Origin of the sequence: Lentzea sp. NBRC 105346, from assembly GCF_030269605.1 — a bacterium.
Classification (GTDB): Bacteria; Actinomycetota; Actinomycetes; order Mycobacteriales; family Pseudonocardiaceae; genus Lentzea.
Genome location: NZ_BSTQ01000001.1, coordinates 1,111,644 through 1,126,008 on the forward strand (window position 1 = coordinate 1,111,644; position 14,365 = coordinate 1,126,008).

The following is a 14,365-nucleotide window of genomic DNA, read 5'->3' on the forward strand; positions in this document are numbered from 1 at the left end:
ACTGTCATGATCCGGTCAAGACCTGTCAGGTCGTCAGAAGATCGCGAGCACGATCGAGCGCAGGATGATGGCTCCGATCAGCACGACCGTGAATGCCAGATCGATGCCAACGGCACCGAACCGGACGGGCGGCAGGACCCGTCGAACGGGCGCAAGAACGGGTTCGGTGGCGCCGTGCGTGACGCGTCGCGCGGTGTACAACCAGGCGCCGCTCGCGCCCGCCACCGAGATCCAGTCGACGATCATCCTGGCGATCAGCACGAAGATGAACAGCGAGATCAGGGCCCCGAGCAGAAAACCGATCACTGGTTCCTCCCGACCACGAGCGCCGTGGCGTTGTCGGTACCGCCCGCGTGCAGCGCCGCGCGCACGAGTCGTGCGGCCGCGTCTCCCCCGCCCGCGATGGCGGCGATCTCGGCGTGTGACAGCACGCCGTGGACCCCGTCCGACGTGAGCACGAGCGTGCCGGAACCCACTGAGGCGCGCCCGATGTTGTCGGGCGTGCAGTGGCGGACCGTGTTCGTCACGACGTGCTCCATGCGTGGTGCGGGGACCGCCCCTCGGCTGCGGAAGTACTCGGCGACCGTCTGGTCGCGCGTGAGCAGCGAGAGGGTGTCACCGTCCCAATGGTAGGCGCGCGCGTCGCCGACCCAGGCGACGTCGTAGCCGTCGTGTCGCGCGGCGGCCACGACCAGCACCGCGTCACCGGCCGCGGAGCCCAGCGCGGCGGACGCGGCCAGCACGCCGGCGACCGGGTCGCCCGCCAGTACGGCGGCGTCCGCGGCGAGGCGGGCGGCGTGGGCCGCGGCCGGGTTGTCGCCGATGCCGTCGGCGAGCGCGAACACGGGATCCCCCGACGCCACGGCGTCGGCGTTGCACTGGCGCAGTCCGAGGGACGACGCCGTGTCCACGGTCCGTTGCATCAGCATGGTGACCTCCTACACCTCCATGAGGCCACGCATAGCGAAGAATTCGCTGTCAAATCCCTGAGAACATCCCTTAAGGCGAGAACGAAATGAGACTCAGCGCAGAGCCACCGACCACCCGTACATCAGCGGAATGAGCGACTCCGGCGTCCCGCCCCGCGCCCCGAGCGCCGCGTGCGACACGATCACCCGCTGCGGGTGCTCCGAGGTGTCATAGCTCAGGTACGCGGGCGAGTCCGGCCACAGCCGCGACACGCGCTCGGCGTCGGTGACGTTCGGTGCGAACTCCCCCTCCTCGATCGCGGTCACGATCAGCCGCGCCCGCGAGTCCGTCAGCAGGAACTCGATGCGCGACTCCTCCTGGTACGGGTCGATCGGCAGGAACGCCGCCCCCGCCTTCAGCACGGCCAGCTGCGCGATGATCATGTCGATCGACCGGGGCAGCACGAGCGCGACCACGTCGTCGGGTCCGATGCCGCGCCGGATCAACGACCGGGCGAACCGGTTCGCTCGATCGTTCAGGTCCACATAGGACAGCTCGGCGAGACCGGCGATGACCGCGATCCCGGACGGGTTGCGCCGCACCTGCGCCTCGAACTGTTCCGCGACGAACCGGCCGGCGTGCGGGTACGGCAGCACGGTCCACTCCGGAGACGGCTGCCGCTGTGCGTAGGCCGAGGCGAGCTCCGCGGCGAACGACTGGAGGGACCAGCCGTCGACCGCGATCTCGTGCACGGCCAGCACCAGCGCGTGCTCGGCCGGGTTGACCGAGAACAGCGTCGCCCGCAGCGGGATCTCGCGGACGAGGTCGAACCCGGTGAGCGCGACGCGCTTCACCTCGTCGTGCAGCTCGTACTCGGACACCTCCACGACGGTGAGTTCGGGGAAGTGGTCGAGCACGACCCGCGCGGGGCCGTCCACGGTGTCCGGGTACACCGTGCGCAGGCTCTCGTGGCGCTCGGCCACCTCGCCGAGCGCGTCCTCGACCGCCTGCCAGTCGAGGGCGCCGTCGAGCCGCAGGGTCAGCGAGATCGTGCACGCCGAGTCGAGCGGATCTCGCTGGTTGGTGTGCCACAGGCATTCCTGGTCGAGGGACAACGGCTCGAAGGGCGGCTCGGGTGGTGGTCCCGCCGCCGGGATTTCCAGGTGCTCCAGCATCAAGAAGCGCATCACGCCCCCACAACGTCGGACCGGAGAGTTGTGATCAGCAAACCGTCGCGCGCGGGGTGTCGACCATCGGGAGAACGTGCGGCGTGACACATCCCGGAGAGCAAATGGCCTGCTCTGACACAACAAGCCGTCCCAGATGGTGCGTCCCAACTGGCGTCAGGCCTGCTGGCGCAGGTACCAGCGCACGATCTGCCCACGTGAGTCGAGGGCGAGCTTGGCGCGGATCCGTCCCAAATGGTGTGCCACGGTCCGGACGGACGCGGGCAGCCTGCGCGCGATCTGCGCACTGGTGTTGCCCTCCGCCAGCAACTCCACGACCCGGTACTCCTGTTCGGTCAGCACCCCGGCCGGCTCCTGCGCCGACTCACCGCGCAGGCACATCAGCAGCTCGGCGTCGGACATCGCGTCCGCCCGCCGCCGGGCCGACAACAGCGCGCGCGGTGACAACGCCGCCTCGGCCGACGCGCGGACATGGCGCATCAGCTCGTGCCACACGCGGGTGAGCCGCGGCTGGCTGTCCTCGCGCAGCGGTTGTGCGGCGGCGAACAGGGTCGCCGCGCGGCCCGCCTCGCCCTCGTGCCATGCCAGCACGGCGAAGCCCTCCAACAGGAACGGCCACAGGTAGCGCTGGTGGCGGCTCGCCAGCCGCAGGCTCTCCGGCAGCGCGGCGCTCAGGTCGCGGTGCGCGGCCTCGACGTCACCGGCGACGAAGCTGACCGCGGCGGAGGTGTGCAACGCCAGCGCCACCTCGTCCGGGGTGCCGTCCCTGCGGAAGACCGGCATGCCGGAGTCCACCAGCTCGCGCGCCCTGATGAAGCCGTCGGGCAGCAGGGACCACGCCAGGAAGTTCTGGCAGATCGCGGCGTCGAGTGGCCGGCCGAACGCGCTGGTCTCGGCGATGGCGCGTTCGTAGTAGTAGTCGAACAGGACGGCGTGATCGAGCTCGTAGAGCACGCCGGCGACGGTCCGCAGCGCCCGTGCGCGGATTCCCGGCGAGGAGTCCGCGCGGGCGACCGCCGCCATCGCCACCCGGAGCGCGGCGAGATGATCCCCGCGCTGGTTGAGCAACGCGGCGTGCAGCACGAGGGCGGCCGGGTGGTGCAACTCCGGCGAGACCTCGTCAAGCATGTTCTCCAGCAGCCGCAACGCCGCCTCGCGCCGGCCGCGCAGCCGCCACGCGCGGGCGAGCGCGACGGTCAGCACCACGCGGTCCGCGGCCCGCCCGCCGTGCCGTTCCAGGTGCGTGACCGCGACCTCCAGCGTGTCGCGGTGCGCGTCGAGCAGCTCGGTCAGCTCGGTGCCGGGCAGCACCTGTTCCGCGAGCGGCGTGGTGATGCCCACGGCCCAGTCGACGACTCGGCTCTTGGTCCACTCCACCTCGAACGCGGCGGTCAGCCGTTCCCACGCGTACCAGCGGACCGGGTGCAGCAGGCGGTACCACCGCGGATCCGGCAGCCGCTGGATCAGTGACTTCGCGGCGAGCGCGCGCACCAGCGCGGGCACGGCCTCCGGGCCGACCTCGCCGCCGCGGCACACGCTGGTCGCGAGGTCGATGTCGAACCTGCCGGGGCAGACCGCGAGGCGCCGCAACGCCTGCTGCTCGGCCGGTGACAGCAGCCGGTAGCTCCACTCGATCGTCGTGCGCAGGTTGAGGTGCCGCAACGGCACGCCGCGCATGTCCTGGGTGAGCAGCCGCAGCCGGTCGCCGAGCAGCTCGTGGATCTCGTGCACGGACAACGCGTGCGCCTGCCGGGCGGCCAGCTCGATGGCCAGCGGGATGCCGTCCAGCCGGTGGCAGATCCGCGCGACGACGCGCAGTTCGTCCTCGCCGGGCGTGAAACCCGGCGCCACCTCACGGGCCCGCACCACGAAGAGCCGCACGGCGTCCAGCGCCTGCAGCTGATCACGCGGCACGTCGGGGATGTCGGACGTGGGCACCTCGAGCGGGTCGAGCCGCACGGCCTGTTCCCCGTCCAGCCCCAGCGGTTCCCGGCTCGTCGCGACCACGCGCAACCGCGGGCAGTGCGCCAGCAAGCGGTCGACAAGCGCGGCGCACCCGGCCAGCAGGTGCTCGCAGTTGTCCACCACCAGTACCAGCGCGCCGGCCGCCCGCACCCGTTCCACCAGGGTATCCACAGTGGACTGTGTGGTTTCCTTCAACGACAACGCGCTCGCGAACACCTCGGCGAGCCGCCGGGCGTCGTGCACCGATGCCAGCTCGACCAGCCGTGCGGACCGGTCGCCGCGGAACAGCACCTCGCCCGCGAGCCGCGTCTTGCCGACTCCCGCGGGCCCGGTCACGGTGACCAGCCGGTGCGCCCGGACCAGCGCGCGCAGCTCCCCGGACTCCTCCTGCCGCCCGACGAACGCGTCGAGCGGCTCCCACACCGGACGGACCGGCTCCGGCGGGACCGCGGTGTCGCGAGCCCGTTTCCGGTAGGCGCGCTGGCGGCACGCCTGGGAACAGTAGGACGCCCGGCTGCTCGCGGTGTCGCCACCGCAGAAGCCGCATTTCGTCATCCGTGTTCCACCAGGTACCACTGCTGCAGGCTCGTCCGGTCGTAGATGCCGAGCTTCTCCTTGACGCGCTCGAGGTGGCTGCTCACCGTGCGCGCGGCCATGCCGAGGTTGCGGGCGATCTCCTGGTTGCCGTCACCGTCGGCGAGGCAGCGCACGACCTCCAGCTCGCGCGTGGTCAGCGTGCGGTCCCCGGTGTCCGCGACGAGGTAGGCGCGCAGCGCGTCCTCGCTCATCCGGCGGCCGCGGCGCTGCGCGGCCAGACAGTCCTTTCTGGACACCTGTGCCTGCGCCCTGGCCGCGCTGTCCTGGATCCGCTTGCCCCAGCCGGTCGCGTGCACGCGCTGCATCCGCGTGCGGAAGGCGTCGGCCGCGGCGAACAGGACGAGCGCCCGCCTCGGGTCGCCCTCGTGCTCGGCGATGTAACCGAGGCCCTCCACGACGTTCGGGAACGCCATCCGGTTGTCCCCCGCCACCCGCAGCGTCTCCAGCAGCCATTCCCGTGCCTCGGCGAACCGGCCGAGGCCCAGGTCGACCGCCGCGGCGGTGTGCAGCGGGTGCGCGAGATCCCGGTCGGGCAGGTGCTCGCGGTACACCGGAAGCGCCAGCTCCAGCAGCTCCGCCGCCCGCTCGTGGTCGCCCGCCGAGGACAGCAGCCACGCGCAGTTGTGCCGCAGCATCGCCACCGCCATGGGCGACAACGGCTTCGCGAGCCGGATGGCCCGGCGGTACACCGCCTCACCGGTGACGAACCGACCCTCGCCGATCAACGCGCACCCGACCTGGTTCAACGCGCGCAGCTGCACGACGAGGTGGCCGTGTTCCCCGGCGAGCCGCACGGCCCGCGCGGCCACCTCGACCGCCGCGGTCCGGCGGCCGGTGTTGCACAGCCCCCAGGAGAGCGGGATCAGCGCCACCGCGAGGTACGGCGAGTCCGGCACCTCGGCGAGGACCTGCTCCAGCATGTGCAGCGACGCGGTGACGCGGCCGAAGAGCTGCAGGCTGCGTGCCAGCGCGGCGCTGAGCAGCACCCGGTCGTCCGGCCGCTCACCGGTCGCGGACATCCACTGCGTCGCCGCGAACAGGTTGTCGCGTTCGGCGTCGAGTGTTCGGTTGAGGCCGCCCGGTGTGTGCACCTCGTTGAGCAACGGCGGTGTCAGGCCGACGAGCCAGTCGAGCGTGCGGTGCCACACGCCCAGTTCCTCACCGGCCGCGCGCAGCTTCTCGCGGGCGAACACCCGGATCGGCTCGGGCATCCGGAACCGGATCGAGTCGTCGGCAGACCCGGTGCGCTCGATCAGCGATTTCGCCGCGAGCCGAAGCAGAATGGGCAGCGTCTCGTCCGGCGACACCGAGCTGATGGCCGTGGCGGCGTTGAGGCTGAACCCGTTGACCAGCAACGACACCCGCCGCAGCACCGTGCGTTCCGCATCGGACAGCAGCTGGTAGCTCCACTCGATGGTGGCCGCCAGGTCGTGGTGCAGCAGATCGGACAGTCCGACCGCGACCTCGCGCACGCACGTCGCGCGCGCCCGGCGCGCCGCCAGCTCGACCGCGAGCGGCAGGCCCTCGACGTTCTCGCAGATCCGGGAGATGACGGCGCGTTCGTGCTCGGTCAGCTCGGTCAGGCCGGCGCGTTCGGTGAACAGCCGCACGGCCACGTCGGTGGGCAGCGGTCCGAGCCGGACGACGACCTCGCCGGGCACGGACAGCGGCTCGCGGCTGGTGACGACCACGTGCAGCTTGCGGCACCGCCGCAGCAGTTCACCCACGAGGACGCTGCACTCCTCGGCGAGATGTTCACAGTTGTCGAGCACCAGGACGAACCGCCGGCGCTCGATCTCGGCCACGATCGCGGAAAGCGCGGTTTCCCCGGCCTTTTCCGGAAGACCCAGTGTGGCGGCCACGAAGTCGGGCAGGACTTTTCCACTCCGGATCGGGTGCAGCTCGACGATGCGAATGTCCTGAGTGGATCGCGCCACCAACTCCCGAGCAATCCTCGTCTTCCCGACTCCACCCGGTCCCACCAGCGACGTCAGCCTGCTGTTCCGCATTGTGGACCGCAACAGGGAGATCTCGTGCTCACGACCGACGAACGTATTCGTCACCGCACGTCCGGAGTTCGCAAACAATGCCGACCCCCACCACACTTCGGATCATCAGATTACGCATCATTACACCGAACGTGGCGATATGGCAACCCTGAGTGACTTTCCGACATAAACTGAATAGCAGAATCATTTGTTTACTATTGAAGTCTTCTCAATTGGCGGGTCAGAAACGCAACACCCCTCCGATGTATGGTCATCGGCGATGTCAGCCGCCGAGTTCAACCTCCTGGGGCCGTTGGAGATCCGCGCGGACGGCAGGGAGGTCCCCATCGCGGGCTTCACCCGCCGCGCCGTTCTCGGGTTTCTGTTGCTCAACACCAATCGCGTCGTCTCGATTGGTGAGCTCACCTCGGCCCTGTGGACCAGCGAGCATCCGCCGACCGCGCGCGGGATCGTGTTGAACGTCGTGTCGGCGTTGCGCAAGGTGCTGCACACCGGACCGGCGGAGCTGCTCACGCAGAAACCCGGCTACGTACTGCGGCTCGACCCAGGACTGGTCGATCTCTACCGCTTCCGCACGCTCGCGGCGTCCCTGCGCTCGGATCCGGCCGACATCGCGGCGAACCTGCGCAGCGCGCTCGGCCTGTGGCGCGGTCCGGCGCTGGCCGACCTGGTGGCCGACGGGGTCGCGTGGCCCGCGCTGGCCGAGATCGAGAACTCGCGCAGCGTCGTCCTCGAGGACTGCCTCGACGCGGAGCTGGCGTGCGGCCGGCACCGCGAGGTGCTGCCCGAGCTGGAGACCCTCGTCCGGGAGCAGCCGCTGCGGGAACGGCTGCGCGGCCAGCTGATGCTCGCCCTCTACCGATCCGGGCGGCAGGCCGACGCGCTGGCCGCCTACCGGGCCGCACGCGAGCACTTCATCGACGAGCTGGGCATCGAACCGGGCCTGGAGCTGCGCGAACTCGAACGCGCGATCCTCGCGCACGACCCGGCGCTGCGGCCGCCGCGCATGTCCGAGCCGCTGCTGACGGTCGAGCGCAAGCGGGTCAGCGTGCTGGCCGTCCGGCTGACCGTGTCGTCTGACGAGGCGTTGGACGCAGCGCTCGACCGCGTACGCAAGGACGTGGCCCGGTTCGGTGGCGTGGTGACGAGCGTTCTCGGTTCGACGGTGTGTGCCGCGTTCGGAGTGCCGCGCAGCCGGGAGGACGACGCCCGGCGAGCCGTCGCCGCGGCCGAGGCGGTGGTTCGGCCACACCAGCACCGGGGCTGCTCCCCCACCGCGAAGCTCGTGGACACCGCCCGTGCCGCGGTGGTCACCGGTCCCGCGCTGGTCGGATCCGGCAACCGTGAGCTGACCGGGCGGTTGCTCGACGAGGCACTGCGGCTGGTCGCGTCGGCGCCGGACGGTGGGGTCGAGCTCTGCGACGTCACCCGTGCCGCGTGCGCGACCGACGACCTGCCGCTCGCCCCATTCGTGGGGCGGACCGCGGAGCTGGGGCGGCTGCGGGACGGGCGGGGACCGCGACTGGTGACCGTGATCGGCACGCCCGGCGTGGGCAAGAGCCGGTTGATCCGGGAGTTCAGCCGCGAAGCGCGGTGCCTGATCGGCCGCACCCCGACGTTCGGCCGCGACGCGCCCTTCCAGCCGCTGGCCGACATCGTCCGCGCGCACGCCGGGGTCCTCGACAGCGACTCCCCCGAGGTGGCCGCGGAGAAACTGCGTACCGTCACGGACGATCCCTGGCTGTACAACCATCTCAGCGCGTTGCTGGGCCTCGGCCAGGCCGGTCCGAACGTGCTCGCCGCGTTCCGCCGGTTCGCCGAGCAGGTGGCGCCTGCGGCGGTGATCATCGAGGACGTGCACTGGGCGGACGACGCGCTGCTCGACTTCGTCCGGTCGCTCGCGGAGTCCGTGCCGGTGATCGCGACGGCCAGGCCGGAGCTGCTGGACCGCAGGCCCGGCTGGGACGCGATCACGTTGGCACCACTGGGTCCCGGCGAGTCGGAGAGCCTGCTGCGGTCGTTGCTCGAACGCCATGGTGTCACCGTGCCCTCGCTGGGGCCGCTGCTGGACCTGACCGCGGGCAACCCGCTGTTCACCGTGGAGTACGTGCGGATGCTGCGCGACGGTTCGCCGGCTTCCACGACGTCACCGGACACCGTGCAGACGGTGATCGCCGCGCGCCTGGATACGTTGCCGCCGGTGGAAAAGGCCGTGCTGCGGGACGCGTCCGTGGTGGGCGGCGTGGTGTGGACGGGTGCCGTCGCGGCCATCTCCGAACGTCCGGTCAGCGAGGTCGCACATGCGTTGGAAGCGTTGCGGCGCAAGGAGTTTCTCCGCCGCTCGGAGTCCAGCACGGTCGCGGGCGAGACCGAGTACGCGTTCACGCACGTGCTGGTCCGCGATGTCGCGTACGGCCAGATTCCGTTGGGCCAGAAGCAGATGATGCACTACCACGCCGCGGTGTGGGTGCGGGCGTTGCCGGTGGAGCATGTCGAACTGCTCGGTCACCACTTCCGTGAGGCGGTGCTGATCGCCGAGGCGACCGGCAACCAGTGCGAGATCCTCGGCGCGAACGCCCGCGCGGCGCTGATGGAGGCAGGGCATCGCGCGACCTCGCTGGCGGCGCGCGAGACGGCCGTGCGGTGCTATCGGTTCGCGCTGGAGGTGTGCCCGGAGGACCACGAGGATCGGCCGAACCTGTTGCTGCGCCTGGGCACCGCGCTGGTCTGGGAGGGGTCCGGCGAGGACGTGCTGACCGAGGCGGCCGAGGCGCTGGTCGTCGCGGGCGACGTGGCCGGTGCCGCCGAGGCGGAGCTGGCGCTGTGGCGGTTGAGCCGCGGCCGCCACGACGAGCCCGCGGCCCGCGGCCACCTCGACCGGGTGCTGGCGCTGGTCACCGAGGCGCCGCCGTCCGATCGGCTGACCGGCGTACAGAGCGACCTCACGAAGACGCTCGCGCTGCTGGGCCGGTGCGAGGAGGTCTTCGCCGTCGCCGCGGCCGTGGAGCGCACCGGCACGCCGGCGCAGCGCGCGCAGGCGGTGGAGGCGCGCGGCATGGCGCGGGTGAAGCTCGGTGACGCCGGTGGTCTCGCCGACATCGAGTCCGCGATCGCCGCGATGCGCCGCAACGGCATGTGTCCCGCACTGGCGCTGTACAACTTCGGCACCGCGCTCGGTCTGGCCGGGGACCTGGGACGGCGGCACACCGTGCGGCTGGAGGCGCGGAGCACGGCCGAGCGGTTCGGTGACAGCTACACGCTGGGCTGGCTGGACCGGACCGCCTACATCGACCACTACTGGTCGGGCGACCTGGTCGCCGCCGAGGCCGCAGTGGACGCGGTGATCGCGGCCGAGCCGTCGATCTCCAACCACCTCGCGATGCGGGCGCGCATCCGGCTGTTCCAGGACGACCTGGCCGGCGCTCATGACGACGCGGTGAATGCGTTCTCATTGGGCGTGGCCATGCTGAACGCCGACGCGATGCAGGACCTGGTCGCGGTCCGCGCGCGGCTCGCGCTGGCGTACGGCGACATCGACCTGGCCCGCTCCCTGGCGCACCGGCTGCTCGGCATGCTCGACGGGCGGTGCGTGCGGGCCGTGGTCGGCGCCGACCTGCCGATCGTGCTGGCCGCGACCGGGTACGGCGTCGACGCGCTGGACCGGGTGGCGCCTTCCCGCTGGCTGGACGCCGCGCGGGCGTACCTGCGCGGGGACCGGGCCGGTGCGGCGAAGATCTACACGGAGATCGGCTCGCGGCCCGACGCGATGAGCGTTCAGTTATCGGACGCTCCTACCGTGCCGCCATGCCCTCCGCCGTCCCCCGCTACTACGAGGCGCGCTCCAGGCTGACGGAACTGGCGAACGGCATCCCGGACGGGGCGCCGTTCCCGTCGGAGCGCGAGCTCGCCGACCTGCTCGGCATGTCCCGCACGACGATCCGCAAGGCGCTGGACGACCTCGTCTTACAGGGCAAGCTGATCCGTGGCGCGGGCCGCCAGGGCACCGTCGTAGCGTCGCGGGCGCAGACGCGGCGGCTGAGCGTGACGGCGCTGGTCAACGACCTGGTGCCGCGGCGGACCGTGTCGTTCAAGCACGTCGGGGACACGCACGACCTGGTGCACGTCGAGTGGGTGCTGCACGCCGACGACGACCAGCCGATCGGGCTGAAGTCGTCCTACCTGCCGGCCGCCCGGTTCCGCGACTTCGTGGAGCGCTACGACCCGGCCACGCCGTTGCGCCGGTTCCTGCGTGATCACTACAGCATTCGGTTCGCCGAGACCCACCCGTGGTGCACGACCGTGCTGGCGACGCCGCGGGTCGCGCGGCTGCTCGACACCCGCCCGACCACGCCGATGATGTCGCTGGCCTGGGTCTCCCGGGACACGGCAGGCGTGCCGGTCGAACGCTCGTGGACGGCGTTGCGTGGTGATCGCACCCATTTGACCATGCACATTCCAGGTGGCGCGGAATGACCGTGGCCATGCGCTCCCTCAACTGGGCCGACTTCTTGTCCTCGATGGACCCGATGTGGCGCGGCCTGCCGGTCCAGGGGCCGTTGCTCGGCAACGGCAGGCGGACGGTCATCGCCTCGGCTTCATCAACTGGCGTCCGAATCGGTGATGTGTTCTTGGAGTCGCTCGGCGCTGTGACCGATGTGGACTGGCGCCTGTCCCTGTGGGACGCGGAGCTGCGCGGCACCGTCACCACCACGCGCGGCGGGTTCTTCCTGCGGGCGTTCATGCACTGGACGCGGTCCGACCTGGTGGTCTCCGTGATCCCGTTCGGCGGCGAGCTGCTGCGACGCGACGTCCCCGACCTGCGGCTGCTGGAACTCACGCACCGTGCGTGGTGGCACCGTTTCTACCGGCGCAGCTTCGTGTCTGCTTCTTCGAGCGACGTGTACTGGCGTGCCCTGTACGAGGCCGCCTCGACGCCGTTCGACTCGTCGTTGATCTTCGCGTCGAACCACCTGGAGCTCGACGTCGTGGACGTGTCGACGCCGTGCGGGCTGTACCGCGCGTGGCAGACGTTCGAGCACACGATGGACCTGGTCCTGTTGCGCCGCACGGTGTTCCCGGCACTGCGCCGCGCGGTCAACGACCATCTCGACTTCCTCGCCCTCGGCGAGGACGGCAGGCTGCACCTCACCTCCGACTCACTACAGCCGGCGTTCGTCCGGTGGGGGTGCGGCGCGCTGCTGTACGCGGCCAGGAGGCTGGGCCGCGACGACCCGCTGTTGTCGCTCTGGCAGACCGTGCTGTGGGATCTCGCCCCCTGTCCGGATCTCGCGGCCCTGCCGGCGGGCGACGAGGCACAGGGACTCCTGGACTCCCTGTGCCGCAGCGGGGACGGCGTGATCACCGCGTTTCCCGGCGGTGGTGACGGTGTGTTCGACAAGCTTTTGATGCCGGGGGCGTTCGCGGTCAGCGGCGTGCGGCGTTCCTCGGTCACGCACTGGGTGTCGGTCCGCAGTCTCGCCGGGACGCCGCTGCGGGTACGGCACGGCATCCCGGGGTTCGCGGTGTCCACACCGGAGGGCAAGCCACTGCCGTGGCGGGGCGACTCCATCGTGGAGGTCGATCTCGGGGTCGGCGAGACCGCGGTGATCCACCCGGCCGGACCAGTGCCGGAGCGGGTGATCGAGCCGCTCTAGCGCCCTTCGGCCTCGGCGAGCCGTGCGTGCAACCGCTCCCGGATCTGGTCCGGTGTGTACGCCGCGCGCTTGCGCTGAGCCCGCGCGACCATCACCCCACTGGCGGCAACACCGACGAACGCGGCCACGCCAAGCACCTTCCACCACCGCATGTGCCTAGGCTACGGGTCCATGGCGATCACACTGGACGAGGCCGTCGACCTGACCCGGACGGGCGACGTGTGGATCTTCCGAGGCCGCAGTGCGGCGGACCGCGCCATCCAGGCCATGACCAACAGTCCGGTCAACCACGTGGGCATGGCGGTGGTCCTCGACGACCTGCCCCCGTTGATGTGGCACGCCGAGCTGGGCCGGTCCCTCACGGACATGTGGACCGGCACACGTCAGCGCGGCGTGCAGCTGCACGACCTGCGTTCGGCCGTCGTCACGTGGTCACAGAAGTACGGCCAGCGGGCGTGGCTGCGCCAGCTCGACCACCCCGTCACGCGCGAGATGGAGGACGCCGTCCTGCGCACCATCGCCCGCCTCGACGGCACACCGTTCCCGACCACCGCGCGCCTCGCCTCCCGGTGGCTGCGCGGCCGCCTTCCCATCAAGCACCGCGAGGGCGCACCGCTGGAAACCGCGTTCTGCGCCGAGGTAGTAGCAGTCACCTACGAGGCCATGGGCCTGCTCCCGAAGCGCCGCCCCAACTGGTACGACCCAGGCCGCTTCTGGAGCGGCGACGACCTGGACCTCCTGAACAACGCCAAACTAGGCGGCGAGATCGCGGTCGACGTCCCAAACGAACGTAAAACTCAGGGGTCGTGAGCGTAAGACTCAGGGGGCCGGAGCGTAAGACTCGCGCGTGTCTTACGCTCCCGCCCCGCGTGTCTTACGTTCCGGACCCCTGAGTTTTACGTTCAGGCCACTGCGGTTCCGTAGGTTCGGTCTCGTTCTTCTTCGATCAGGCGGGCCACTGAGAGCAGTGCGCCTTCTGCGGATGGGACCGCGACGAGGGTTACCGGTAGCGGGAAGCCGTCCGGGTCCCAGCCCGCCAGCACGGACACTGCCGGGTAGCCGCTGACTCGCCACAGGGGTGAGAACGGCGTGGTGGCGCCGTTGCGCACGAGGACCGCGCCCGGCAGGGACGTCGACTCCGCCGGCCCGGTGTAGCCGGGCGTCACCAGCACGTCGATCCCGCCGAACATCGAGTCGAGCATCGTGCGCTCGGCCGACACCAGGGCACGGCACAGGCCGCGCAACGGTGACGGCACGAGCTTGCCGAGCAGCTCCAGTTCCCGCGGGCTCGCGGTGAGGTGCGGCGCGAGCAGCAACCGGGCGTGTTCGGCCAGCACCGGGTCGTGATCGACAACCTCGTTGGCGTGCAACGAGAGCAGCGCCGCGACGTCCTCGACGACGCGCCGCATCGACGGACGCGTACGCGCGGTCATTGATACGCCACGCAGCGAAATGCCGATCCGGAGTGGACGGTCGGGCCCGGAAACACCCCAACCCAGTCCGGAAAGGACATGCGCGACATCGGAGACATCGCGCGCCAGCACGCCGGATCTGCCGGACGTCTGGTAGCCAACAACCCCGACGGCGCCCGCCGGAACCTGGCCCGCGCCAGGGGCTTTCCGAGCGAGGACCGCAGGCACGACCCCTGATGCCACCGCGACCGCGGTGCCGCTGACCAGCGGATCCAGTGCCGTGGCGGGGAGATCGGGTGCCGGGTTGCGGTGCCGTTCCAGGGCCGAGGTCCGGCCCACGACGACGGCGCCGGCCGCTTGCAGGACGCTGATCGCGTTGCGCGGCAAAGAATCTTCGACGGCCATGGGCACGCCGAGCAACGGGCCGCGGTCGCCCGACCGCAGCCTCCGATCGGCGTCCTCAGCGCTACGACGAGCGCCGGAGGCGTCCACCTCCGAGAAGCCGTACCGGTGCGGGTCGAGCTTCTTCAGAACCGCCGCAAGGAGTTCTGCTGCGGTGGTCGCACCGTTTGTGAGCAACCGGGCTTGGGCGGCTGCTCCGGGATAGCACATCGGTGTTTCGTCCACGTGTC

11 protein-coding genes are annotated in these 14,365 nt (G+C 70.9%); 4 read left to right on the top strand and 7 right to left on the bottom strand.

Going from position 1 to position 14,365, the window contains the following annotated elements; translation table 11 throughout:
* Positions 1–33 precede the first annotated feature (33 nt).
* The 5 genes from QSK35_RS03975 to QSK35_RS03995 all read right to left on the bottom strand — a co-directional run bounded on the left by QSK35_RS03975 (position 34) and on the right by QSK35_RS03995 (position 6,721).
* Complete coding sequence (locus QSK35_RS03975) at positions 34–306, bottom strand: YggT family protein (RefSeq protein WP_285742302.1); 273 nt, start codon at positions 304–306, stop codon at positions 34–36.
* Positions 303–929, bottom strand: a complete 627-nt coding sequence (locus QSK35_RS03980; protein WP_285742304.1) for a serine/threonine protein phosphatase — start codon at positions 927–929, stop codon at positions 303–305. Before QSK35_RS03980 ends, QSK35_RS03975 begins: the two co-directional genes overlap by 4 nt.
* A 93-nt stretch (positions 930–1,022) precedes the next feature.
* The gene (locus QSK35_RS03985; RefSeq protein WP_285742306.1) at positions 1,023–2,096 is read right to left on the bottom strand and encodes an AMP-binding protein; all 1,074 of its coding nucleotides are present in this window, start codon (positions 2,094–2,096) and stop codon (positions 1,023–1,025) included.
* A 156-nt stretch (positions 2,097–2,252) separates the two neighbouring features.
* Positions 2,253–4,616, bottom strand: coding sequence for an ATP-binding protein (locus QSK35_RS03990; protein ID WP_285742308.1), 2,364 nt, complete (start codon positions 4,614–4,616; stop codon positions 2,253–2,255).
* A complete protein-coding gene (locus QSK35_RS03995; protein WP_285742311.1) occupies positions 4,613–6,721 on the bottom strand; it encodes an ATP-binding protein in 2,109 nt (702 codons plus the stop codon). The genes QSK35_RS03990 and QSK35_RS03995 overlap by 4 nt, the downstream gene beginning before the upstream one ends.
* 205 nt (positions 6,722–6,926) lie before the next feature.
* Between QSK35_RS03995 and QSK35_RS04000 the strand changes: the two genes are divergently transcribed.
* Genes QSK35_RS04000 through QSK35_RS04010 form a run of 3 tightly spaced genes read left to right on the top strand, consistent with a single transcriptional unit; the run spans position 6,927 to position 12,321 of the window.
* Entirely contained in the window at positions 6,927–10,517 is a 3,591-nt protein-coding gene (locus QSK35_RS04000) for an ATP-binding protein (protein ID WP_285742313.1), read from the top strand.
* Positions 10,472–11,140, top strand: a complete 669-nt coding sequence (locus tag QSK35_RS04005) for a GntR family transcriptional regulator (RefSeq protein ID WP_285742315.1) — start codon at positions 10,472–10,474, stop codon at positions 11,138–11,140. Before QSK35_RS04000 ends, QSK35_RS04005 begins: the two co-directional genes overlap by 46 nt.
* Positions 11,137–12,321, top strand: coding sequence for a hypothetical protein (locus tag QSK35_RS04010; RefSeq protein WP_285742317.1), 1,185 nt, complete (start codon positions 11,137–11,139; stop codon positions 12,319–12,321). The genes QSK35_RS04005 and QSK35_RS04010 overlap by 4 nt, the downstream gene beginning before the upstream one ends.
* Here the strand turns inward: QSK35_RS04010 and QSK35_RS04015 are convergent.
* A complete protein-coding gene (locus QSK35_RS04015) occupies positions 12,318–12,473 on the bottom strand; it encodes a hypothetical protein (RefSeq protein ID WP_285742319.1) in 156 nt (51 codons plus the stop codon). The genes QSK35_RS04010 and QSK35_RS04015 overlap by 4 nt on opposite strands.
* Before the next feature lie 19 nt (positions 12,474–12,492).
* On the opposite strand from QSK35_RS04015, the gene QSK35_RS04020 reads away from it, so the two are divergent.
* Positions 12,493–13,131 carry a hypothetical protein gene (locus QSK35_RS04020; protein ID WP_285742323.1) on the top strand — a complete coding sequence of 213 codons (639 nt, stop codon included), beginning with the start codon at positions 12,493–12,495 and terminating at the stop codon, positions 13,129–13,131.
* Positions 13,132–13,223: 92 nt separating this feature from the next.
* On the opposite strand, the gene QSK35_RS04025 is transcribed toward QSK35_RS04020, so the two are convergent.
* Positions 13,224–14,360 carry an amidase gene (locus QSK35_RS04025; protein WP_285742325.1) on the bottom strand — a complete coding sequence of 379 codons (1,137 nt, stop codon included), beginning with the start codon at positions 14,358–14,360 and terminating at the stop codon, positions 13,224–13,226.
* Positions 14,361–14,365: the final 5 nt, after the last annotated feature.